This is a genomic window from Mumia xiangluensis (genome assembly GCF_010994095.1).
Taxonomy (GTDB): domain Bacteria; phylum Actinomycetota; class Actinomycetes; order Propionibacteriales; family Nocardioidaceae; genus Mumia; species Mumia xiangluensis.
This window is the reverse complement of the sequence record NZ_WJYO01000006.1, coordinates 77,671-100,448: the sequence shown is the minus strand read 5'-3', so window position 1 is coordinate 100,448 and position 22,778 is coordinate 77,671. Positions and strand designations below refer to the sequence as shown.

General features: G+C 71.1%; 25 protein-coding genes and 1 riboswitch. Of the genes, 7 read left to right on the top strand and 18 right to left on the bottom strand.

Annotation, left to right across the window (positions count from 1 at the left end):
• Window positions 1–891: a LysR family transcriptional regulator gene (locus tag GH747_RS18075; protein WP_149771032.1), complete on the bottom strand. Its 891-nt coding sequence runs from the start codon at window positions 889–891 to the stop codon at window positions 1–3.
• 93 nt (window positions 892–984) lie between these two features.
• Here GH747_RS18075 and GH747_RS18070 point away from each other — a divergent pair, with 93 nt between their 5' ends.
• The 5 genes from GH747_RS18070 (at window position 985) to GH747_RS18050 (ending at window position 5,281) form a co-directional block, all read left to right on the top strand.
• Window positions 985–1,560 carry a dihydrofolate reductase family protein gene (locus GH747_RS18070; RefSeq protein WP_149771031.1) on the top strand — a complete coding sequence of 192 codons (576 nt, stop codon included), beginning with the start codon at window positions 985–987 and terminating at the stop codon, window positions 1,558–1,560.
• Window positions 1,561–1,656: 96 nt separating this feature from the next.
• The gene (locus GH747_RS18065) at window positions 1,657–2,619 is read left to right on the top strand and encodes an ABC transporter ATP-binding protein (protein ID WP_149771030.1); all 963 of its coding nucleotides are present in this window, start codon (window positions 1,657–1,659) and stop codon (window positions 2,617–2,619) included.
• The gene (locus GH747_RS18060; protein ID WP_149771029.1) at window positions 2,616–3,368 is read left to right on the top strand and encodes an ABC transporter permease; all 753 of its coding nucleotides are present in this window, start codon (window positions 2,616–2,618) and stop codon (window positions 3,366–3,368) included. The genes GH747_RS18065 and GH747_RS18060 overlap by 4 nt, the downstream gene beginning before the upstream one ends.
• Before the next feature lie 34 nt (window positions 3,369–3,402).
• Window positions 3,403–4,656, top strand: coding sequence for a sensor histidine kinase (locus GH747_RS18055; RefSeq protein ID WP_149771028.1), 1,254 nt, complete (start codon window positions 3,403–3,405; stop codon window positions 4,654–4,656).
• Window positions 4,649–5,281: a response regulator gene (locus tag GH747_RS18050; protein WP_149771027.1), complete on the top strand. Its 633-nt coding sequence runs from the start codon at window positions 4,649–4,651 to the stop codon at window positions 5,279–5,281. The genes GH747_RS18055 and GH747_RS18050 overlap by 8 nt, the downstream gene beginning before the upstream one ends.
• A gap of 75 nt (window positions 5,282–5,356) precedes the next feature.
• On the opposite strand, the gene GH747_RS18045 is transcribed toward GH747_RS18050, so the two are convergent.
• From GH747_RS18045 to clsA, 11 genes are all read right to left on the bottom strand, one after another.
• On the bottom strand, window positions 5,357–6,712 hold the full coding sequence (locus GH747_RS18045; protein ID WP_228552990.1) for a serine hydrolase domain-containing protein: 1,356 nt from the start codon (window positions 6,710–6,712) through the stop codon (window positions 5,357–5,359).
• Window positions 6,709–9,594, bottom strand: a complete 2,886-nt coding sequence (gene gcvP / locus GH747_RS18040; protein ID WP_149771026.1) for an aminomethyl-transferring glycine dehydrogenase — start codon at window positions 9,592–9,594, stop codon at window positions 6,709–6,711. Before gcvP ends, GH747_RS18045 begins: the two co-directional genes overlap by 4 nt.
• A 78-nt stretch (window positions 9,595–9,672) precedes the next feature.
• Window positions 9,673–9,764, bottom strand: a riboswitch (glycine riboswitch).
• A gap of 189 nt (window positions 9,765–9,953) precedes the next feature.
• Window positions 9,954–10,547: a MerR family transcriptional regulator gene (locus GH747_RS18035; RefSeq protein ID WP_149771025.1), complete on the bottom strand. Its 594-nt coding sequence runs from the start codon at window positions 10,545–10,547 to the stop codon at window positions 9,954–9,956.
• 127 nt (window positions 10,548–10,674) lie between these two features.
• Complete coding sequence (locus GH747_RS18030; protein ID WP_149771024.1) at window positions 10,675–11,148, bottom strand: bifunctional nuclease family protein; 474 nt, start codon at window positions 11,146–11,148, stop codon at window positions 10,675–10,677.
• 9 nt (window positions 11,149–11,157) lie between these two features.
• Entirely contained in the window at window positions 11,158–11,883 is a 726-nt protein-coding gene (gene ftsR / locus GH747_RS18025) for a transcriptional regulator FtsR (RefSeq protein WP_149771023.1), read from the bottom strand.
• Between the two features lie 15 nt (window positions 11,884–11,898).
• Window positions 11,899–12,369 (bottom strand): FHA domain-containing protein, encoded by a 471-nt coding sequence (locus GH747_RS18020; protein WP_149771022.1) that lies wholly within the window; start codon window positions 12,367–12,369, stop codon window positions 11,899–11,901.
• 117 nt (window positions 12,370–12,486) lie between these two features.
• Window positions 12,487–12,864, bottom strand: a complete 378-nt coding sequence (gcvH, locus tag GH747_RS18015; RefSeq protein ID WP_149771021.1) for a glycine cleavage system protein GcvH — start codon at window positions 12,862–12,864, stop codon at window positions 12,487–12,489.
• Between the two features lie 15 nt (window positions 12,865–12,879).
• A complete protein-coding gene (locus GH747_RS18010; protein ID WP_149771020.1) occupies window positions 12,880–13,623 on the bottom strand; it encodes a DUF881 domain-containing protein in 744 nt (247 codons plus the stop codon).
• A 35-nt stretch (window positions 13,624–13,658) separates the two neighbouring features.
• Window positions 13,659–13,991: a small basic family protein gene (locus GH747_RS18005; protein WP_149771019.1), complete on the bottom strand. Its 333-nt coding sequence runs from the start codon at window positions 13,989–13,991 to the stop codon at window positions 13,659–13,661.
• On the bottom strand, window positions 13,988–14,839 hold the full coding sequence (locus tag GH747_RS18000; RefSeq protein WP_149771018.1) for a DUF881 domain-containing protein: 852 nt from the start codon (window positions 14,837–14,839) through the stop codon (window positions 13,988–13,990). The genes GH747_RS18005 and GH747_RS18000 overlap by 4 nt, the downstream gene beginning before the upstream one ends.
• 8 nt (window positions 14,840–14,847) lie before the next feature.
• On the bottom strand, window positions 14,848–15,447 hold the full coding sequence (clsA, locus tag GH747_RS17995) for a cardiolipin synthase ClsA (protein WP_149771017.1): 600 nt from the start codon (window positions 15,445–15,447) through the stop codon (window positions 14,848–14,850).
• 181 nt (window positions 15,448–15,628) lie between these two features.
• On the opposite strand from clsA, the gene GH747_RS17990 reads away from it, so the two are divergent.
• Window positions 15,629–16,252, top strand: a complete 624-nt coding sequence (locus GH747_RS17990; RefSeq protein WP_149771016.1) for a superoxide dismutase — start codon at window positions 15,629–15,631, stop codon at window positions 16,250–16,252.
• A gap of 3 nt (window positions 16,253–16,255) precedes the next feature.
• Here GH747_RS17990 and GH747_RS17985 read toward each other — a convergent pair whose 3' ends face one another.
• Genes GH747_RS17985 through GH747_RS17965 form a run of 5 tightly spaced genes read right to left on the bottom strand, consistent with a single transcriptional unit; the run spans window position 16,256 to window position 21,316 of the window.
• On the bottom strand, window positions 16,256–18,304 hold the full coding sequence (locus tag GH747_RS17985; RefSeq protein ID WP_149771015.1) for a bifunctional copper resistance protein CopD/cytochrome c oxidase assembly protein: 2,049 nt from the start codon (window positions 18,302–18,304) through the stop codon (window positions 16,256–16,258).
• On the bottom strand, window positions 18,304–18,849 hold the full coding sequence (locus GH747_RS17980; protein ID WP_149771014.1) for a copper resistance CopC family protein: 546 nt from the start codon (window positions 18,847–18,849) through the stop codon (window positions 18,304–18,306). The genes GH747_RS17985 and GH747_RS17980 overlap by 1 nt, the downstream gene beginning before the upstream one ends.
• A complete protein-coding gene (locus GH747_RS17975) occupies window positions 18,849–19,520 on the bottom strand; it encodes a YcnI family copper-binding membrane protein (RefSeq protein WP_149771013.1) in 672 nt (223 codons plus the stop codon). Before GH747_RS17975 ends, GH747_RS17980 begins: the two co-directional genes overlap by 1 nt.
• A 42-nt stretch (window positions 19,521–19,562) precedes the next feature.
• Window positions 19,563–20,129, bottom strand: coding sequence for a hypothetical protein (locus tag GH747_RS17970; RefSeq protein ID WP_149771012.1), 567 nt, complete (start codon window positions 20,127–20,129; stop codon window positions 19,563–19,565).
• 47 nt (window positions 20,130–20,176) lie between these two features.
• Complete coding sequence (locus tag GH747_RS17965; protein WP_149771011.1) at window positions 20,177–21,316, bottom strand: glucose-1-phosphate adenylyltransferase family protein; 1,140 nt, start codon at window positions 21,314–21,316, stop codon at window positions 20,177–20,179.
• Between the two features lie 173 nt (window positions 21,317–21,489).
• Between GH747_RS17965 and GH747_RS17960 the strand changes: the two genes are divergently transcribed.
• Entirely contained in the window at window positions 21,490–21,885 is a 396-nt protein-coding gene (locus tag GH747_RS17960) for a hypothetical protein (protein ID WP_149771010.1), read from the top strand.
• A 19-nt stretch (window positions 21,886–21,904) separates the two neighbouring features.
• Here the strand turns inward: GH747_RS17960 and GH747_RS17955 are convergent, their stop codons facing one another.
• Complete coding sequence (locus GH747_RS17955; protein ID WP_149771009.1) at window positions 21,905–22,723, bottom strand: DUF72 domain-containing protein; 819 nt, start codon at window positions 22,721–22,723, stop codon at window positions 21,905–21,907.
• Between the last annotated feature and the right edge of the window lie 55 nt (window positions 22,724–22,778).

The window sequence follows — 22,778 nt, the reverse complement described above, 5'->3', positions numbered from 1 at the left end:
TCAGAACGCTCGGGGCCCGAGCGACCGAGCGGTGTCGGCGAACGCGCGGATCTCGGGGGTCTCACGCTCGGCGAGCCAGATCAGCGCCCACTCGGTGTCCGGCACGTCTGTGATGGGGACGTAGGTCACGCCCGGCATGGTGTAGTAGCGGCACACGTGGGCGTTCAGCGGTGTCACGCCGTCCCCCGCGGCGACCCGCGTCAGGACCTCGTGGAACGTCCGCACCCCGTGGCCGCGGATCACCGGCCGCCCGGCGGGCGTCCGGCGTGGCAGCATCGCCTGCTCCCAGTACCCCGGCGCCTCGGCGCCGATGTCGAACACCATCTCGTCGCCGAGCACCTCGATCGAGACCTCACCCTCCGTGGCGAGGGGATGGCTGCTCGGCACGGCGAGGACGCGACCTTCGGTCAGCACCCGCGGACCGACCCGCACATCAGGCTCGGACACCGGCAGCCAGGTCACCTGGACGTCGACCTCACCGCGCCGCAGCCTGCCGAACGGGTCGCTGAAGTGAAACTCACGGGGCTCCACGGAGCAGGTCGGGTGACGCGCGACGAACGCGTCGACGACCGGTCGCATGTGGTGGCCGACAGCCCCCATCGTGGCCAGCGTGAGGACACCGTTGGGCGTACTGGTGGACCGGCTCGCGAGTGCCAGGCCCGACTGGATGAGCTCGTACCCCTGACGCAGGTCGTCACGCAACCGTGCCCCGACCGGCGTCAGGCTCACCTGCCGGCTCGTCCGCTCGAACAGGACGGTGCCCATCCGGCGCTCCTGCTTCGCGATCGCCTGGCTGACCCGTGCCTGGGAGACGTTGAGGCGCTCGGCCGTACGCCCGAAGTGGAGCTCGTCGGCCAGGGTGAGGAAGATCTCGATGTCCCGCAGCTCCACCGCCGTACGACCTCCGCTCCGATCACCCGTGGGTTATCGATCCTGCCAAAAGGACGTGTTGGTCCCGACGCCGGCCCCGACGAGGCTGGAGCCATGAGACGCCTCACCTACCTCGTCGCCGTGTCCATCGACGGCTACATCGCCGGCCCCAGCGACGAGGTCGACTTCTTCCCCTCGTCCGACGCGTATGCGGCGTGGATGCTTGAGGAGTACCCCGACGTCCTCCCCTCCCTCGGCCGGACCCAGGTCGGGCTGACCGACGCCCCCAATCGCCACTTCGACACGGTCGTGATGGGCCGGCGGACGTACGAACCTGGGCTCGCCCTGGGCATGGCCAGCCCGTACCCGCACCTGCGCCAGTACGTGGTCTCCTCGACACAGGAGGAGCTCTCCGCCGACGTGACGATCGTGCGTGACGACCCGCTCGCCCTCGTACGCGGCCTCAAAGCCGAGGACGCTCCACTCGACGTCTACCTCGCCGGCGGTAGCAGGCTGGCTGCGACAGTGCTTCCGGAGATCGACCGGATCGTCGTCAAGCGCTACCCGGTGGTCGCCGGCGCGGGGATCTCCGCCTTTGGCGGCGCACCGTTCGCGCCGGTCTCCTTCGACCTGACCGACCTCACGACGTTCCCCGGGGGAAATGCCGTGCTCGTCTACGACCGGATCTGAGCCCGTGCGTGGTGACCCCTGCCCAGCCGATCGGTGGACCACGCCCGACCCGGTCGGGGGATGTGCCAGCAGCGGCGTACGCGATGGGATGGATGGATGACGACGACATCAGCGCCCGCGATCGAGGTGCGCGGACTGAGAAAGACGTACGGCCCGGTGGTGGCCGTCGACCACGTGGACCTCACCGTCGCCGAGGGTGAGATCTTCGGGGTGCTCGGTCCGAACGGCTCAGGCAAGAGCACGACGGTCGAGTGCATCGCGGGTCTGCGGCTCCCCGACGCGGGCACGGTCCGCATCCTCGGTCTCGATCCCGTCGCCGACCGTGACGCGGTGAAGCGCTCGGTCGGTGTGCAGCTGCAGAGCGCCGGACTCCAGCCCAAGCTGCGGGTCCGGGAGGCGCTCGACCTGTTCGCGTCGTTCTACGACGATCCACGCGACCCGCTCGAGCTCGCGACCCGCCTGGGCCTGGGCGAACGCCTCGACCATCCCTGGCGCAAGCTCTCCGGCGGTCAGCAGCAGCGGCTCGCGATCGCTCTGGCCCTCGTCGGGCGCCCCCGTGTCGCGCTCCTCGACGAGCTCAGCACCGGCCTCGACCCCCGGTCGCGACGCGACGTGTGGGAGCTCATCGAGGAGGTGCGCGCCGAGGGGACCACCATCCTGCTGGTCACTCACCTGATGGAGGAGGCGCAGCACCTGTGCGACCGCATCGCCCTGGTGGAGCGTGGACGGATCCTCGTGGTCGACACGCCCGACGGGTTGATCGGACGTACGGCGGCCCCGCTGGTCATGTCGTTCGTCCCGGGCGGAACCCTGGACCACGCCGCGCTCAACGATCTCGGCGGGGTGTCGGACGTGATGGAGCGGGGTGGCCGTCTCCAGGTCGCCTGCGACGACCGGGCAGTGCTCGTCGTGCTCGACTGGCTCCGCGACCACGGCGTGCGTCCCGAGCACCTCCGGATCACCGAGTCGTCGCTGGACGAGGCCTACCTCGACCTCATCACCGCAGATGACGCCGCAGACGACACCACCGGCGCGACCGACAAGGAGTCGATCCGATGAGCACCGCCACCTCCCCGGCCGTCGCGATGCTGCGCACGGAGGGCCGTCTCATGCTCCGCGAGCCCGGCGCGATGTTCTGGATCGTCTTCTTCCCGACGATCCTGCTCTGCGTCCTGGGGGCGATCCCCTCCTTCCGGGAGGTGAGCGACGACCTGGGCGGCGTCCGAGTCATCGACCTCTACGTCCCGATCGTCGTCCTGCTGTCGGCGATCATGGCGTCGTTGCAGTCCATGCCCGCGGTCATCTCGGGGTACCGCGAGAACCTGGTGCTGCGGCGCTACGCCACGACGCCGGCGCGACCGACGCAGATCCTCATGGCGCAGTGGGTGATCCACGGCGCAGGGATCCTCGCGGGGTCCATCCTCGCCGTCACGGTCGGCCGGCTCGTCTTCGACGTGTCGTTGCCAGGCTCCCCGATCGCGTACCTGGGGATCTTCGTCCTCGCGGTGCTGGCCAACCTGTCGACGGGCGGCCTGATCTCCGGACTCGCGCCGTCGACCAAGGCGTCGGCGGCGATCGGGACCGTGGTCTTCTTCCCGACGATGTTCACGGCAGGTGTGTGGGTGCCGGTCACCGTCCTGCCCGGCCTCCTGGGCGACGTCATCGCCCTGACGCCGAACGGAGCGGCAGCGCTCGCTCTCGACGAGGCGGCCGCCGGGAGGATGCCGGACATGCTGCACGTCCTGGTGCTGCTGGCGTGGACGGTCGGGCTCGGCGCACTGGCTGCGCGATACTTCCGGTGGGAGTGACCCGTACGGCACGGGTCGCGACGAGGCGGAGACGATGAGCGAGCTGGCAGTACGCGTCGAGCAGCGTTGGGCGGTGCTCCAGCGCCGTGGACCGTACGCACTGCTCGCTCTCGCCACGGTCCTGGCCGCGATGACCGCCGCGCCGCTGGGGTTCGTCGACCAGCTGCCGTACGTCCTGGCGCTGGCGGCGCTCGTCGCCGTCGGCCACTGGTGGTGCGTCGACCGACGCTGGGACGAGGGGCCTCTCGACGACGGGCTCGGACACGTGTACCTCGCGGCACGGACGCTCGCGGCCTTCGTGATGTCGTGGCTCAACCCGTTCTGCGCGGTGTTCGCGTTCGTCGCCTACTTCGACGCGACCACGTACGCGAAGGGTCGCTGGATCCCGGTGGTCCTCGGCATCACCGCCGTGACCATGGCGGGCTCTCAGGCCGGCGGCTTCCCGCCGTCAGGGACGACGCAGACGCTGGTGTTCCTCGGACTGCTCGCGCTGAACCTCGTGCTCGTGCTCATCTTCACCGCGATCGCCCGGCAGGAGACCGAGCTGGCCGACGAACGGGTCGCCACGATCGCCGAGCTCGAGCGCACCAACGCCCGGCTGGAGGAGGCGATGCAGGAGAACGCCGCGCTCCAGGAGGCGCTCGTGACGCGGGCGCGGGAGGCCGGGATCCACGAGGAGCGCGAGCGGCTCGCCGCGGAGATCCACGACACGATCGCCCAGGGACTGGCTGGGATCGTCACGCAGCTGCAGGCCGCCGACGAGGCGTACGACGACGCCGCGGCAGCCGAGCACCGCAAGCGCGCCGCCGAGCTGGCCCGCGCGTCGCTCGACGAGACCCGGCGTTCCGTCGAAGCGCTGAGCCCGGCAGCACTCGAGCACCTCGCGCTCGTCGAGGCCGTGCGAGCACGCGTCCGCGAGTGGGCAGCGGAGAACGGCGTCCGTGCCGAGGTGGTCGTCACCGGCGAGCCCGAGACGCTCTCCCCCGCCGTCGAGGCCGTGGTCCTGCGGGTCGTCCAGGAGTCGCTCACCAACGTCGCGCGCCACGCCGAGGCGTCGCGCGTCGGCATCACGCTGTCGTACACCGACGACGAGATCGTGCTCGACGTCCGCGACGACGGCCGTGGGTTCGACGTCAGGGTGACCACGCCTCGCGGCAACCGCGGCGGGTTCGGGCTGGACGGCATGCGGCGCCGCGCCGAGCGGGCCGGCGGCGCCCTGATCGTCGAGTCCGAGCCCGGAGGCGGGACGGCTGTCTCGCTCCGCGTACCCTCGGGCTGCGATGTCTGACACCGTCCTGAGGCTGCTGCTGGTCGACGACCACCCCGTGGTCCGTGACGGCCTGCGCGGCATGCTCGAGGCCGCACGCGACTTCGAGGTCGTCGGCGAGGCGTCCGACGGCGAGACCGGCGTCCGGCTCGCGATGTCGCTCAACCCCGCCGTCGTGCTCATGGACCTCCGCATGCCCGGAGGCGGCGGCGTGGAGGCGATCACGGCGCTGCGCGAACGCGACTTCGCAGGTCACGTGCTCGTCCTGACCACGTACGACGCCGATCGCGACATCATGGCCGCACTCGACGCGGGAGCGACCGGCTACCTCCTCAAGGACGCGCGGCGCGACGACCTGTTCGCCGGCATCCGTGCTGCGGCGCGCGGCGAGTCGGTGCTGTCGCCCGCAGTGGCGACGCGTGTCGTGTCGCGGGTGCGCGCTCGATCCCAGGAGCTGAGCAGCCGCGAGGCCGAGGTCCTGGCACTGGTCGCCCGAGGTCACTCGAACCGCCAGATCGCCACGCTGCTCTTCGTCAGCGAGGCGACCGTGAAGACCCACCTCGGGCACGCGTACGAGAAGCTCGGCGTGAAGGACCGCGCCGCCGCGGTCGCCACCGCGTACGAGCGCGGCCTCCTCGGCGGGTAGCGCCCGCACGAGCGCCCGCACGAGCGTCTCGGCATCTCCGGCGTCATGGCAGCGGGATTGTCGAGACGGTCGTCGTCAGGCTCCGCCGGGGATCGGCACCATCGGGTCGTACGGGATGCGGGTGTAGCAGAACGTGCCGACGTCGAGGTGGCTGATCGCGCCGTCCTCACGGCGTACGACCCGCAGCGTCTCGCCGAGCTGGTAGCCGCTCAGCCCGGTCCACGTGTCGGCGCCCGCGGAGGCGAACCGGAAGGCGCGACCGCCATCGGCCGCGAGCGCCAGCGCCTCGCCGTCGTACGACATCGTGAACGGTTGGTGGCCCCAGTGCCAGGTTCCGAGCAGCTCGCGCACGCCGTCGGGCACCTCGCGGGTCGGAGTCCACTCCGGAGCGATGACCGGCTCGTGCGTGAGCACGGTCTCGATGAGCGTTCTCGGGAGGGCGCTGACGTCCAGTCCGTACGCCGTGTTCGCGAGCACGACCGCACCGACCCCGCTCTCGCGGTCGACGTACGCCCCGGCGAGGAAGCCGGGCATCGACCCGCCGTGCCCGACGAGGACACGCTCGCCCGCGACCGAGAGGCGGACTCCGAGCCCGTAGGCACCGGCGCCCTTCTCGTCCGGGTCGCCCGACTGCGGCGTGGTCATCGCGACCACGGAACGCGGGCTGAGCAGGGTCGGTCGCGCGAGCTCGGCCAGCCAGCGGCACAGGTCGGCCGGGGTGCTCCACAGCTGGCCGGCGGGGGCCATCGCGCCTGTGTCCTGGTGCGGCTCGGCGACGAGGAGGCCGGTCAGGGCCTCGACCGAACGGCCGTCCGCGTGCGGGGCTGACGCGGCGTACGTGGTGCGCGACATCCCGAGCGGGCCGAGGATCGTGGCGTCGAGCACCTCGCTCCAGGGCGCGTCACGCAGCACCTCGACGATGTGGCCGAGGATGGCGTACGAGAGGTTCGAGTAGTGGTAGCGCTCCCCCGGCGCGAGGACACGCACGGCTTCGGCGTTGGCGGCCACCAGCGCCTCGTACGACGTGCCGCGGCTGCGCTCCCACCAGGCCCCGGCCGGCTCCGCGGGGAGCCCGCCGCCGTGCGAGAGCAGGCCGCGGATCGTGGCGTCGGCGAACGGCCCCTCGGGAACGTAGGTGCCGACCGTGTCTGCGAGGTCGAGCGCGCCCTCTTCCTGGAGCTGCATCACCAGTGCGGCGGTGAGGGTCTTGGTGATCGACCCGATGCGGTACTGCGTGTCCCGCGTGGGCCGTGCCGACTCCCCGTCACGGACCGCGGTGCCGCGCACCCCGGACCACGCCACCGCGCCGTCGCGGAGGACCGCCACGCTGAGCGACGGGACCCTGCTGCCAGCCTGCGCCGCCGCCACGGCGGCCTCGAGATGGACGGCGGTCGACGGGAGGACGGGAGACGCGTCGGGCAGCGAGGTCACTCCGCGAATGCTTCCGGAGGCGGGCAGGCGCACGCAAGGTTGCGGTCGCCGTACGCCTGGTCGATGCGAGCAACTGCCGGCCAGTACTTGTCGACGTGGCTGCCGGACGGGAAGGCGCCGGCGTCACGGTCGTAGGCGCGGTCCCACTCCCCCGCCAGCGCCTTCAGCGTGTGCGGCGCGCGGCGCAGCGCGCTGTCCTCGACGGCGACGTCGCCGCGCTGCACAGCCTCGATCTCTGCGTGGATCGCGATCATCGCGTCGCAGAAGCGGTCGATCTCGGTCAGCGACTCCGACTCGGTCGGCTCCACCATCAGCGTGCCCGCGACCGGGAAGCTCATCGTCGGCGCGTGGAAGCCGTAGTCGATGAGCCGCTTCGCCACGTCGTCGACGGTGACGCCGCTCGCCTTCGTCAGCGGACGGACGTCGAGGATGCACTCGTGCGCGACCAGGCCGTGGTCGCCGGCGTACAGGATCGGGTAGTAGCCCCGCAGCCGCTGAGCCACGTAGTTGGCGCTCAGCACCGCCACCGACGTCGCGTCGGTCAGACCCTGGGCGCCCATCAGCGCGACGTACGCCCACGAGATCTGGAGGATGCCCGCAGAGCCGTGCGGGGCAGCGCTGATCGCGCCGATCCCCTCCCGGTCCTCGGGCAGCGGCGCCAGCGGGTGGCTGGGCAGGAACGGCCTCAGGTGCTCCGCGACCGCGACAGGGCCCACGCCGGGGCCACCGCCGCCGTGAGGGATGCAGAAGGTCTTGTGGAGGTTCAGGTGACTGACGTCGCCCCCGAACTCGCCAGGCTTCGCGTGACCGAGCAGCGCGTTGAGGTTCGCGCCGTCGACGTAGACCTGGCCGCCCGCCGCGTGGATCACGTCGCACAGCTCGGAGATGCCGTGCTCGTAGACGCCGTGGGTCGAGGGGTAGGTGACCATGATCGCCGCGAGGTCGTCGGCGTGCTCGGCACACTGCTTACGCAGGTCGTCGAGGTCGACCTCGCCGTCGTCGGCCGCCTTCACGACGACGACCCGCATGCCCGCCATCACCGCCGACGCCGCGTTGGTGCCGTGGGCGGAGGACGGGATCAGACAGACGTCGCGGTGCACGTCGCCACGGCTGCGGTGGTAGCCCCGGATCGCGAGCAGGCCGGCCAGCTCGCCCTGCGAACCGGCGTTGGGCTGCACCGACACGGCGGCGTAGCCGGTGACCTCGGCGAGCCACGACTCGAGCTGCTTGACCAGCTGGAGCGTGCCGCGCGCGTCCTCCGCAGGCACGAACGGGTGCAGGTCCGCGAACTGTGGCCAGCTCACCGGCTCCATCTCGGTCGTCGCGTTGAGCTTCATCGTGCAGGATCCGAGCGGGATCATGCCGCGGTCCAGCGCGTAGTCACGGTCACCGAGCCGCGTCACGTAGCGCAGCATCTCGGTCTCGGAGTGGTGGGTGTTGAACACCTCGTGGGTGAGGACGTCGTCGTCGCGGCGCAGCGCCGCACTCAAGGCGTCGGGTGCGGCACGATCGATCGCGGGAAGGTCCGCACCGTCGATGCCGAACGCTCCCCACACCGCTTCCACGTGCGCCGGAGTCGTGACCTCGGAGGTCGAGATCCCGACGTGGTCGGCGTCGACGCGGCGCAGGTGGATGCCTGCCTCGCGAGCCGATGCGACCACCTCGTCCGCGCGCGCCGGGACGCGGGCGAGCACGGTGTCGAAGAACGTGTCGTGGACGACCTCGATCCCGTGCTGCCGCAGCCCTTCGGCGAGGACGGCGGCGGAGCGGTGCACGCGGTACGCGATCTGCCGCAGGCCCTCCGGTCCGTGGTAGACCGCGTACATCGACGCGACGACCGCGAGGAGCACCTGCGCCGTACAGATGTTGGAGGTCGCGCGGTCACGTCGGATGTGCTGCTCGCGGGTCTGCAGGGCGAGGCGGTACGCCGGGCGCCCCTCGGCGTCCACCGACACCCCGACCAGCCGGCCGGGGAGATGACGCTCGAGCCCGGCCTTGACGGCCATGAATCCCGCGTGGGGACCGCCGTAGAACATCGGGACACCGAAGCGCTGGCTGGACCCCACGACGACGTCGGCTCCGAGCGAGCCGGGCGACGCCAGCAGCGTGAGTGCGAGGGGGTCCGTGGTGACGACGGCCAGGCCACCGCGCTCGTGGACAGCGGCGATCACCTCGGTCGGATCAGCGATCGCACCGTCGTGCCGCGGGTACGCGATGAGGGCGCCGCACAGGTCGCCCTCCGGGAGCCCGGTGGACAGGTCGGCCTCGACGAGCGGGATGCCCATGGCCTCAGCCCGCGTGCGGACGACAGCGAGGGTCTGCGGGAGGCAGCCCGTGTCGACGACGAAGGGCTTGTCGGCGTTGGCCCGGACGGCGCGGCGCGTCAACGTCATGGCCTCGGCGGCCGCCGTACCTTCGTCGAGAAGGGACGCGTTGGCGGTCGGGAGACCCGCGAGGTCGGCGACCATGGTCTGGAAGTTGATCAGGGCCTCGAGGCGGCCCTGGGAGATCTCGGGCTGGTACGGCGTGTAGGCGGTGTACCAGCGGGGATCCTCGAGCACGTTGCGGCGGATCACGGCGGGCGTCACCGTCGGGTGGTAGCCGAGCCCGATCATCGCCACGCCGGGGTTGTTCTGGTCGGCGAGCTCGCGGAGCGCGCCCGTGACCTCCGGCTCGGACATCGCGGGCAGCAACGACAGCGTGTCGCCGAGGCGGATCCCCTTCGGGACCGCCGCAGCCATCAGGGCGGACAACGAGTCGTAGCCGAGCAGGTCGAGCATCTGTGCCTGCTCGGCCGCGTCCGGGCCGATGTGGCGGCTCGAGAACGGCGCGACGCCGGCAAGGTCGCTCAGGCTGGACAAGGACGTGGTCTGCTCGCTCATTCGCGATCTCCCGCTGGCTCGGGGTGGGTCGGTCGACAACCCTCCCCCTCTGTCACGCGTCGCTGCGCTCCAGAGTGCCTCGGTCACGCGGTCCTGGTGCCTGAGAGGTTCCGGGGAGGAATTGCCCCTTCGGCGCCGCGGCGCAGCGCGGGCTCTCCCGCGTGACATGCTCGGCCGTACGTCTTCAGGCTAGCAGCCGGGTTGGTGCCGAGGACGCAGCGCGCCGCGTTTCGGACCGGCGCCCGCGGTGAGCTGGGTCCCACGCGAAGTGCTCCGGGTGGGACCAGGGTCACCGCCGCCGGGCGAGGGTCGGTCACCCCGCCCGTACGAGGGGCCGCGCCGCCGCCGTACGAGATCGCTCAGCTGACGCGGCGGGCCTTGCGTCGAGCCGCGAGCTCGTCGGACGGGTCCTCGGACGCGGCAGCGCGCTCGCTGGGGAGATCGGACAGCGTGCCCTCGATCTCGCGCCACACACCGCCGATCGCGATCCCGAAAACGCCCTGACCGCCTTGGAGCAGGTCGATGACCTCGTCGGCGGAGCGGCACTCGTACACCGACACTCCGTCGCTCATCAGCGTCACGGTCGTGAGGTCGTCCGTGCCGCGCTCGCGCAGGTGCTGGATCGCCGTGCGGATCTGCTGGAGCGAGATGCCGGCGTCGAGGAGACGCTTGATGATCTTGAGCAGGAGCACGTCGCGGAAGGAGTAGAGACGCTGGGTGCCGGAGCCGCTGGCGTCGCGGATCGACGGCTCGACGAGCTCGGTGCGGGCCCAGTAGTCGAGCTGGCGGTAGGTGATGCCTGCCGCCTTGCACGCCGTCGGGCCGCGGAATCCGGAGTCCTCGGGAAGTGCCGCCACGTCGTCGTCGAACAGGAGGCCCTGGTCGCCCGCCCTCTCGTGCGCGGCAGCGCCGGCACTGTCGTGCCGGTCCGTCGAGTGCTGCTTGCTGCCCACCGAAGCCTCCGTCTCAACACCGTCTGTCTTGCCCGTTCACGGTAGGTCTGCTCCCCCAGGTGGTCAACGACATCCGACGCGACTCGCCGGAGCGACCCTCAACCTCAAGTCCAGGATGAGCCCTAGGTCAGGATCCTCCCTGCTCGAAGTCCTCCGGAGTGATCTCGTCGAGGAACTCCCGGAACTTCTCGACCTCTTCCTCCTCCTCGTCGGGAACCCCCACCGACGACTCGGTCAAGACGTCCTCGGCGCAGTAGATCGGGGTGCCCGTGCGCAGCGCGAGCGCGATCGAGTCCGACGGACGCGCCTCCACCTCGGCGCCTGAGGCGAACACCAGCACGGCGTAGAACACATGGTCCTTGACCTCGGTGATCCGGACCTCGGTGAGCTCGTCGCCCAGCGCCTCGATCACGTCCTTCAGCAGGTCGTGCGTCAGCGGCCGCGGAGGCACGACACCCTGCTGGGCGAACGCGATCGCCGTCGCCTCGACCGCACCGATCCAGATCGGCAGGTAGCGCGGCCCCGAGACCTCACGGAGCAGCACCAGAGGGTTGTTGGTGGGCATCTCCACCCGGACTCCCACGACATCGAGCTCGCGCACGACTTCAGCCTACCCCCGGCGATGCAGTCCGTTCTTGACGAGCATCGTGTGCAGCAGCACGGAGAGGGACGCCACGTGGTACGCCGTCTCGTCGGCGCGCGCGGCAGAACCGGGGTCGCGGCGGCGGCGCAGCGGCTCGATGATCTGCTCGATCATCCCGACCTCGCGGTCAGCGGCCGTGCGTACGCCGCGCAGGTGACGCGGCCCCAGACCGAACGACGCCAGCTCGGCCAGCGTCTTCGCGATCACCACGTCGGCCTCCGTGTAGGACCCCGAAGACGCGATGACGAGCCCGAACTCCTCGGCCTCGGCCAACAGGTCGTCCGCGATGCCCGACGCCTGCTGGAGCTCGCTGCGTCGGAACCTGATGTCCTGCGGACGGCTCGCGAACGCGTCGGGACCGGGCAGGCCCTCGGACGACAAGATCACCCGCGGGACCTGGAGCACGCCCTCGTCGTCCGGTGCGACGACGCCACGGTCGAGGTCGTCGAGCTTCTGGCGGATCACCTTCAGCGGCCAGTAGGTGTCGCGCTGGACCCTCAGCACCAGGTGCAGCCGCTCGACGTCGGCCCGCGAGAACTTGCGGTAACCGGCCGGCGTCCGCTCGGGCTCGACCAGACCCTCGGTCTCCAGGAAGCGGATCTTGGAGATCGACACGTCCGGGAAGTCCGCGCGCAGCTCGTCGAGCACCTCACCGATGCTCAGTCGAGCGGCGTGCGACGCGGCCTGGGTCACGCTATGCCGCCTCAATCACGACGTGGCGCTCCTCGCAGAGCTCGGGTAGTACACCAGACGGAACTTGCCGATCTGGACCTCGTCGCGGCTGTTGAGGAGCACGTCGTCGATGCGGTCGCGGTTGACGTACGTGCCGTTGAGGCTGCCCACGTCACTGACGGTGAACCCGGAGTCCGTCCGGCGGAAGACCGCGTGACGCCGCGACACGGTCACATCGTCGAGGAAGATGTCGCTGTCGGGATGACGCCCGGCCGACACCTCGTCGGTGTCGAGCAGGAAGCGGGAGCCCGCGCTCGGACCACGCTGGACGACCAGCAGGGCAGAGCCCGGCGGCAGCGCGTCGAGCGCCGCGGCGTCGTCGGCGCTGAGCCCGCCGCCCGACCCGAGATCGGTGTCCGACGTCGGGGGCAACGAGATGGTCGACGTCGTCTCAGAAGGGCTCTCGGGGACGTCCTGCGTCGGATCGTCCTCGTTCGTGCGCGACATTGGCGGGGATCCCCTTAGTGCTCTGAACCCGGGCTGGTGCTTGACGGCTGTTGGTGTGAAACCTACGTGCCTGCCGGGGGGCGGTCAACCGACACACGGGACCGGCGGCACACGGGTTCAGGAGTCGATCGAAGCCTGGTAGGCGGAGGCGCTCATGAGATCGTCCGAGCCGCTCGACTCCGGGACCCGGACGGTGATCAGCCAGCCCTGGCCGTAGGGGTCGGAGTTGACGGTCTCGGGGTTCGACTCGAGCGCCTCGTTGACCGTCACGACCTCGCCCGAGACCGGCGCGAACAGGTCGCTGACCGACTTCGTCGACTCCAGCTCGCCGATCACGGCACCGGCCTCGACCGTCTCGCCGACAGCCGGCAGCTGGAGGTAGACGATGTCGCCGAGCTGGTCCTGCGCGTAGTCGGTGATGCCGATCGTGGCGATGTCGCCCTCGAACCGGATCCACTCGTGGTCGGCGGTGTACTGCAGGTCTTCGGGGATCACGGTCGCTCCTCGTCGTCAACGTGCGGGCTGAGCGTACTCGGCCTCGCGCTCCTCAGCCAGTGCGGTCACCTCGAGCGACTTGACCTGCTCGACGTCGACCTCTCCTCCGAGCGCCTCCACCTGGTCGGCGAGACCGCCTCGGAACATCACGGCCTGGTCCAGCGTATGGGAGTCGCCGATCGCCTCGATCACGAAGGGTCGCTTGATCTCGCGTCCGTCGATGCGTACGGCGCCGTTCGCGTCGTCGGTCACGTACGACTGCGCGACGACGCGGACGACACCGTTGACCTGGATGGCCTCGGCTCCGGCGTCGCGCAGCTCCTCGATGGCGTTCAGCATCGGTCCGGCGAGCACCGTCTCGTCGGGGTCCTCGATCGTGATGACCACGCCCTGCCCGACCGCCGGCGCGGTGCCGGCCAGGATCGCGAGCGTGTCGGCCGCACGCCGGGTCTCGTCGATGGCGGCCTGGTTGCGCTCGGAGCTCTGCTGGAGGCGACGCTGCGTCTCGGCGAGCTCGGCACGCTGCTGCGTGAGGCGCTCGTCGGCACTGTCCAGCGTCTCGAGCAGCGTCACGAGCTCGTCGCGGCGCATGCCCGCGAAGTCGTCGTCGTTCGTCGCACGGACCTGAGTCACCGCGGCGAACCCCAGGACCAGGAACAGCGCCGCCACGACCCACTGGCCCCGCGACGGACGCCCCGTCAGCGCGTGCTTGACCCGCGCCCACGCCTTCGACGTGTCAGGTGCCTTTCCCTCAGCCACGGCGGTCCACCTCGCCCCTGTGCTTGCCCGTGCGCCTACGCATGGAACAGGTGCCTTCGGATGGCGGCGGCGTTCGAGAAGATGCGGATGCCGAGCACGACGATGACACCGGTCGACAGCTGGGAGCCGACGCCCAGCTGATCACCGACGAACACGATCAGCGCCGCGATGAGGACGTTCGAGATGAACGACACGACGAACACCTTGTCGTCGAAGCGGCCGTCGAGATACGCACGGATCGCGCCGAAGACGGCGTCGAGGGCGGCGACGACCGCGATCGGGAGGTACGGCTGAAGGCCGGCAGGCACCGTCGGCTCGAAGAGGAGGCCCAGCGCCACACCGACGACGAGGCCCAGCACGGCGATCACTGGTCGCTCACCTCCAGCACCGTCGCGTGGCGGATCGTGGACGCACGTCGGGGCGCTGCAGGCAGCTCCGCCTGGTCGCGTTCGGTGACGTCGAACCGCATGCCGAAATTCTCCTTCAGAACGGTCCAGGTCTGAGCCGCGCTCGTCTCCACGAAGTTGCCCGGAAGCGTACGCGGATTGCCGATCGCCGTCACCACGTACGGCGTCGTCAACGAACGATAGTTCACCGTGATGCCTTCCCCCGCTGCACGGATCGACGACATCGCCGTCAGACGGTTGCCGTTGATCGCGATCGCCTCGGCGCCCGCCGCCCAGAGCCCGTTGACGAGCACCTGGAGATCCTTGTCGCGTACGCGGCCGGCCGGGTTGTCGTCGGAGTCGCCCGCGTTGTCGACGGTCACCCGCAGCGCCGGGCCGCTCACCGCGATCGTGCCCACCACGGCGCGCTGCTCCTGTGCCCGAGCCAGGGCCTCGGCGCCCGCCTGCACCCGCTGGAGCCGGCCGACCGCCCGACCGAGGTCGGCGACCTCCTCCTTGCGGGTGTCGATCGACTCCATCCGCTTCTCGAGCTGGGTGATCAGGACCGCCCGCTCGGTCTCCTCCTCCGGCTTCGCGGCCTGGGTCTGCAGGACCGCGAGGGTGATCAGGAGCGCGAAGAACGCGATGACGACGACGGCGGCCGTACGACCTCGTGCCGACCGCTCGTGCGGCTCGTGCGTGTAGTAGTCGTCGTCGAGCGGGTGGTCGATGATGTTCTGGAGCAGCGTCATCGAGTTGCCGGTCACGTCGTCGGACGACCCGGTCCCCGATGCCGGCTCCGCACCCGACTCCGCACGACGATCCGCCACGTCCGCCCCTACTGCGCCTTCAGCGGCGGCACGGTGGCCATGAGCCGGCGGACCTGCCAGACGTAGAGGATGCCGGCCCACCAGTAGAGCCCGACACCCCAGATCGCGAAGGCCCAGCCGAAGACGTTGGCGAGGCCCGCGACCGTGCCGGTGTCGTCGCCGAGCAGCAGCAGCGGGAACGCGTAGAGCAACCCGGCGGTGGCGGCCTTCCCGAGGAAGTGCACCGGCAGCGAGCTGTAGCCCCGGGTCCGCAGGAAGGGCACGAGCCCGAAGAGCATCACGTCGCGCAGCGGCAGGATGATCGCCAGCCACCACGGGATGATGTCGCGCATCGCGAGCCCGAACACGACGGCGAGGATGTACATCCGGTCGGCGATCGGGTCGAGCAGCGCCCCGAGCTTGGAGGTCTGGCCGAGCCGTCGCGCGAGGTAGCCGTCGAGGTAGTCGGTGAAGCCGGAGATCACGAGGACGACGAGCGCGAGGACGTCGGCCTCGGGGCCCAGGACGAGCCACAGGAACACCGGCACGCCCAACAGCCTGACGACGCTCAACGCGTTGGGAATCGTCAGGACGCGCTCGGCACTCGACGGGTTCGGGGCGGCGGTCACTGGCGTCCTGTCTACGGTGTGGCTTCACTGGGGGTGCGTCGCTCACGCGGATCTCGTGGGCGTTGACAAGACTAACCGTTGCCACCAGCCACCTTGCGGATCACCTGGCGAACCCGACGGTTGCAGTCGCGCGGGGGCTGAGAGACTGTGAAGACAACTCAAGAGAATCGATGGAGGACACGTGGCTGACTACACCCTGCCCGATCTGCCGTACGACTACGGAGCTCTCGAGCCGTACATCTCCGGCAAGATCATGGAGCTGCACCACAGCAAGCACCACCAGGCCTACGTCACCGGCGCCAACACGGCCCTGGAGCAGATGGCCGAGGCGCGTGACAAGGAGTCCCTGGGCACCGTCAACCTGCTGGAGAAGAACCTCGCGTTCAACCTGGCGGGTCACGTGAACCACTCGGTGTTCTGGCCCAACATGTCGCCTGAGGGCGGCGACAAGCCGGACGGCGAGCTCGGCGCGGCGATCGACAACTTCTTCGGCTCGTTCGACAAGTTCCGCGCCCACTTCGAGGCCAGCGCCCTCGGCATCCAGGGCTCCGGCTGGTCGATCCTCGCGTGGGAGACCCTCGCGCAGCGGCCGATCATCTGCCAGCTGTACGACCACCAGGGCAACCTGCCGGTCGGGCTGGTCCCGCTCCTCATGCTCGACATGTGGGAGCACGCGTTCTACCTGCAGTACCAGAACGTGAAGGCCGACTACGTCAAGGCCTGGTGGCACATCGTCAACTGGGCGGACGTGCAGGCGCGCTTCGAGGCCGCGCGCACGAACACCACGACGCTCTACACCCCGTAGCCGTCAGCGCTCAGGAGCCCGGTCGGCCTTCGTGGTCGGCCGGGCTTCTGCTTGCTCGCCGAGCCTCGCGAGGTACTCGTTGTACGCCGCCAGGTCGGCGTCGTCGTTGCGTGTCGCTGCGCGGTCGTGCCGCTCCGCCTCCCGCGCGTCCGAGCGGAACCACTGGACGAACAGCGCGGCCATCACGATCACCAGCGGGACCTCGCCCATCGCCCACGCGATGCCGCCGCCGAGGTACTGGTCGGCGAGCAGGTCGGTGGCGTACGGGCGGTCGAGCGACAGGTAGAAGTTCTCGGCGACCACGGTCGTCATGGACATCAGGGCGATCGAGAAGAACGCGTGGAACGGGATCGTCACCATGAGGATCACGAACCGCCACAACGGGGCGATCGTGCGCGGCGACGGGTCGACGCCGACGATCACGTAGTAGAACAGCGAGCCGGCCGCGAGGAAGTGCAGCTCCATCAGCCCGTGCCCGATGTGGCTCTCCATGGCGAGCTCGAACAACGGCGTGAAGTAGAGGCCGTACAGGCTCCCGACGAACACCAGCGCGACGAACAGCGGGAACGTCACGACCTTGGTGAAGCGCGAGTGCAGGAACGACACCAGCATCTGCCGCGGCGAGACGTCGCCCTTCTGGCGGGGGCCCGGCAGGGTCCGCAGCGCCAGCGTCACCGGCGCACCCAGCACCAGGAAGATCGGTGCCACCATGCTGAGCATCATGTGCGACACCATGTGGGCGCTGAATAGCACGTGCGAGTAGACGCCGAGCCCGCCGAAGGTCGCCCAGGCGATCACGACCAGGCCGGTCATCCAGGAGAGCGTGCGTCCGACCGGCCACGCGTCGCCGCGGCGTCGCATGACGCGGAGGCCGGCGACGTACAGCGCGAGACCGAGCCCGACCACGGCGAGGCCGACCCCGTTAGGTGTGAAGCCCCACAGGAGCCGCCACAGCGTGGGTTCCGGCGGTAGCGCTCCGCCGAGGATCGCCTCGGCGGGCGTCTGGTAGAGGTCGGCGGGCCGGGGCGTGGGAGTCCGCGAGAGTGCGACCGCCACCGCGACCGTCATGCCCATGATGACGAGCTCGACCGCGGCGACCCGCAGGAACAGCCAACGCGCACGCCCCCGAGCGGGGCCGCCGTCCGCCGTCTCGTCGTCCTGGTCGCCGACCGCCTCGAGAGCCACGACCGTACGGCGGCGGTGCACGAGCCCGAAGGCGGCGAGGACCACGAAGGCGACGACCTTCGCCCACACCAGGACGGCGTACTGGGAGTCGAGGTCGCCGAAGCCCTGGATCCGGGTGGCGGCGTTCACGACGCCCGAGACGCCGATGATGGCGACGCACCACAGCGCCAGCGTCGAGAACCGCGTGACGCCCTCGGGAAGGCGCCGGCTCCCCCGCACCGCGACCCACGCCAGGCCCGCCAGGCCGCCGACCCACAGCGCTGCACCGACGAGGTGGAGCAGGAGGCTGACGACGGCCAGGTCGTGCGAGCCCGAGCCCGCCGAGTGCCCGGACAACGCCTGCGGCACGAAGCCGCCGAGCGTCAGTCCGAGGAGCAGGGCGGCCGCTCGAACGCTGAACGTCCGCCGTGCGAGCACCGCCACGAGAAGGGCGATCACCGTCTGCGCGACCAGCGCCCAGCCCAGCTCCGTACCGTCGAAGAACTGCCGAAGCACGCTCCACGACAGCTGGTCGACCGGGATGAGCAGCAGGTCGGCCGCGTTGAGCGCGAACAGCACCAGGGTCAGGCCCGCCCAGACGAACGCCGTCGTCGACGCGCGCCGCAGCGCGCGGGCGGACAGTCCTTGGACGTCGCGGGCGCTCGACGGGAGCAGGAACGTCGCGGTCACCAGGAACCCGGCGGTGACGATGCCGGCGAGGTCGGCGACGACCTTCACGACCGGGATCGCCCAGCCGACGAACGGTCCGGGGTCGGGCAGCCCGGGCGCGGGCGGCTCCGGCGCGGCACCACCGACCACCATCGCCACGTACAGCGTCGTGAACGTTGCCAGGAACGCCCCGAGAGTCCAGCGTGCGGACGCGGACATCACGTCTCCTCCTTGTCCTCCCGGCGCCGTGGCCACAGCAGGAGCGCCGCGGCTGCGACGACTCCGGCCGCGCCCCACAGGAAGTGTGCGCGGTGCTCGTGGATGAAGCTCGTCTCGTCGGCTCCCTCGTCGTCCCGGGTCTTCTCGACGGTACGCCCCTGGCTGACGGTGAAGTACACCGAGCCGCTGATCGGGTGGCCGTCGGCGGAGACCACGCGGTACGACGCTCGGTACTCCCCCGCGATGTCCGCGTCGGACAGCGTCGCGACCACGGACTTGTCGTCGGTGCGCGCGTCACCCGACGTCACCTGGGTCCCGTCGGGCGCCTCGACGACGACGAACGCCGGCGTCGTCACGCGCTCGTTGAAGGTGAAGACGATCTCCTCGGGCAGAGTCGCGGTCGTGGAACCGTCCGCGGGCGAGGTCGAGACGAGGACGGCGTGACCGACCGCCGTCGGGCTGCCGACCAGCAGCAGCCCGACGACGGCCACGCAGACGAGGGCGCTCGAGACCACCGAGCGTCGACAGCGTGCGATCCAGCGCATCAGTTGCGAGGCCTCCTGCGGATCAGGCTCGCTCCGAGCGCGCCCACCGCGAGCGCGAGCACGCCGATGCCGGCGGCGAGCCAGCCGTCGACGCCGTCCGACGATGTGCCGCTCTCAGCACTGTCGTCGGACGCAGCGCTGTCGTCGGACCCGGCGCCGTGGGCGCCGTGCCCGTCTGCGGTCGCCTCGCCCAGCGTCACGACGGGCGCGGGCCGCTCGGGCTCCTCACCGCTCTCGGGCGTCGGCTCGTCCCAGGCGACGGTCGTGCCGTCGGAGTAGGCCTGCGTCGCAGGGAACATGAGCGTGTCCGTGTCGGTCGGCATCGGGCCGACCCGCAGGTCGAACACGTCGAACTCCCCCGGGGCGATGCCGGTGCCCTTCGCCGCGGTCCAGGTGACGGACTCGCCCTCGACCTGGGTGACCGTCCAGCCGGGCTTGGTCCGGGTGGCGACGTACTCGAAGTCGACCCCCTCCGGGAAGGTCACCGTGAGCGCGGTGGTGCTGGCGGTGTCGGACTCGGTCGGGACGCGGAACGACAGCGTGGACCAGCCTCCCTGGGTGGCGTCCGGGGCGTCGACGCCGACGTGAGCGGCGGCAGGGCTGGACGGAAGGATCGCGATCGCAGCGGCGGCGCTGGCGATCAGGGTGGAGCGCAGGACGAACGTCTTCATGACGGGTGCTTTCTGATCAAGGTGGGTGTGCGTGACAGCGGGTCAGGCAAGCACCGGCGGGCCTCGGCGCGACAGCGTCGCACCGAGCATGATCAGAGGGCGGAGGCCGGGGGGCGCCGCGCCCCCGGAGTGCGGAGCGCCGACGCGCTGCGGCACGAGGCGCGGCCGGAGCGCGTACGCGAGGCGACGAACCGGGCGCGCGACGACGACGTCGCCCAGGGCGAGCAGGGCTGCCTCGCCGCGGTGGAGCAGCGCGACGGTCGCAACCGTCGCGAGGGCGTGCCCGAGCAGCATCGCGGGGCCGGGGGCAGCCTCGACACCTGCGCCGACGGGCGAGGTGGCGGCCATCGAGCACCACAGGTGGACGACGCCTTGGACGCCGAGCACGAGACCGGTCAGGGTACGCACCGACCACCGACGGGCCGAGAGCCCGTACGCGAGGACGGACGCGAGTCCTCCCGCGACGAGGACGGCCGATGCGGGCGGGGCTGCGGCACCGCCGGCGAGGTGGCCGGCCACGGCGACGGCGAGGGCCGTGGACGCTGCGACGCAGGCGCGCACGGCACGCCAGCGGCGTACGCGGTCTCCTCCGTCGGTCGCCGTCCTCACGGCCGACAGCCTAGTTCACCGCGGCCCCGACGCGGCGCACACCCGGCTCACGCCTCGCGCGGCTGGCGATCGGTCACCGTGCCGTCGGTGCCGACCAGGGTGACGACGTCGTCGGACCCGCGGACGGAGCCGCCGGTGATCTCCGCGCCGGCGTCCGCGACGACGCCGACGAGCCGTACGCCCGGCCCGACGCGCACGCCCTCGAGGAGGACGCTGTCCAGGACCTCCGCCCCCTCGGCGATCTCGCAGTCCGGCCCGACGACACTGTGCCGGACGGAGCCCGCGACGCGGCAGCCGGACGTGACCAGGGCTTCGTGCACCTCCGCCGCGGGCGCCATCCTCGCCGGGAGCCGTACGGGTGCAGCCGTGCGGATCGGCCACTTCGGGTCCTCGAGATCGATCCCGGCGCGGTCCAGCACGTCCATGTGCGCGCGCCAGTAGCCGTTCACCGTGCCGAGGTCGCGCCAGTAGGAGTCGAGGCGGTGCTCGACCACGCGCCGGGTCTCGACCAGGTACGGCACCAGCTCATGCCCGTAGTCGTCGAGCTGGTCATGCGTCTCCAGCAGGTCACTGATCGCGGCGAGGAGGGTCGTCGTCCGGTACGCGAAGATCTCGGCGGCCACGACGTCGGTGGCAGGCTTGTCCGGCTTGTACGCGAAGCCCGTGACCCGGCCGTCCTCCTCGGCCTCGACGACGCCGTGGCGGGACGGTTCCGGGACGCCGGTCGTGGTGACGATGGTGAGGTCGGCGTCGGCGCCGGTGTGCGTCGCGAGGACGTCGCGCAGGTCGAGGGTGTAGAGGTGGTCGGCGCTGAGCACGAGGAGCACGTCCGGTGCTCGCTCGCGCAGCGCCTCCACCTGGCGGGCGAGGGCGTCGGCGTTGCCCTGCGCGAACCCGCTGCCCTCGGCGCCCTCGAACGGCGGGAGGACCCGCAGACCGCCCCACGAACGGTCCAGGTCCCACGGACGACCGTGGGCGAGGTGCTCGTTGAGAGACCCGGGGAGGTACTGCTCGATCACCCACACGTCGCTGATCCCGCTGTGCACGAGGTTCGAGAGGACGACGTCGATCAGCCGGTAGGTCCCCGCGACGGGCAGCGCGGGCTTGGCGCGGCGCTCGGTGAGGTCTCCGAGCCGGCTGCCCTTCCCGCCGGCAAGGACGAGGGCGACGACGTCGAGGCGATCCATCCAGGAACTCTAGGGCGGCAGCCGCCGGTACGCCGTTCGCTGAGGGCGCCGGTGAGCGGAGATGAGACCCCTCTCACCGACGGCTCACACGGATCTCACCGCCGCCGCCCAGAGTCAGGCGTGTCAGCAAGCGATCATGCCGGCCCCGGCCGGCAGACGACGAGGAGAACACCATGAGCAGCACCCTGATCCGTACCGGCGTCGCAGCACTCGGCCTGTCGGTCGCCCTCGGAGGAGTGGCGTGGGGCGCGACGTCGATGGCCAGCGCCAGCCCCGACGGTGGGACCGAGCCGGCTGTCACCAAGCGCCTCGACGGCGACGACAGCGCCGTCGTGGTCGCCGACGACGACGATGACGACCGTGCCGACGACGCGACCGGCGTGACTCGGGCGACGGCTGCCACCGGAGTCACCCGCGCGACTGCCGCGACGCGCGCCACCGGCGCCACCCGCGCGACTGCCGTCACCCGAGCGACTGCCGCGACGCGCGGGACCACCACCCGCGCCGACGCCACCACTCCGACGCGGGACACCCGCAACACCCGCGCGACCCGGACCGCCGGCGACTGACGTGCGCGACCCCGGGCGGTCAGTCCAGCAGGCGTGACAAGGCCACGGCGTCGTACGGCGCGCGTCCGTCGGCGTCGTTGTCGAAGAAGACCCAGGTCGGCAGGTCCCAGGACCGGATCCGGTCCGCCCAGGTGCGCAGCCGCCGCTCCGAGTATCCGCCGCGGTAGAGCTGGGTGTGGCCGTGCAGTCGCACGTAGGCGAACGGAGCCGTCCGGTGCTCGACGACCGGCCAGCGCCGGGCACCGTCGGAGACGACCAAGGCGACCCGGTGGCGCCGCAGGACGTCGACGACCTCGTCGAGCCCGTCGCTGGTCCGGACCTCGACGGCGTGCTGGACACGCCGCTGCGACCCCACCGAGGTGGTGGGCAGCCACACCCGGTCGCCGGTGACCTGCGGTCCGTGCTCGTGCGCCAGCGCTGCGGCGCGGCCGTACGTGCGCGGCAGCAGGTCGCAGAACGCGTCGAGGGCCTCGGGTGTCGGAGCTCCACGCGCCGGAAGCTGCCACAGCACCGGGCCGAGCTTCTCCTGCAGAGCGAGCACACCGGACGCGAGGAACGTCGCGAGCGGCTCCTCGGGCTGGTGCAGCCGTCGCAGGTGGGTCAGCAGCTGGCTCCCCTTCACGGCGAACCGGAACCCGCGCGGCGTCTCCTCGTACCACCGCGCGTACGTCGTGGGTCGCTGCAGCCGGTAGAAGCTCGCGTTGATCTCGACCGCCGCGAGACGGCCTGCGACGTACGCCAGCTCGTCGACCCGACGGACACCTGCCGGGTAGAAGTCGCCGTGCCAGGGCGCGTAGCTCCAGCCCGAGATCCCGACTCGCACCCGCGGCGCGCCCATCACCCCAAGTTAGCCGCGGAGGCCGCCGCGCACCGGAGACCTGCAGACCGCGCAC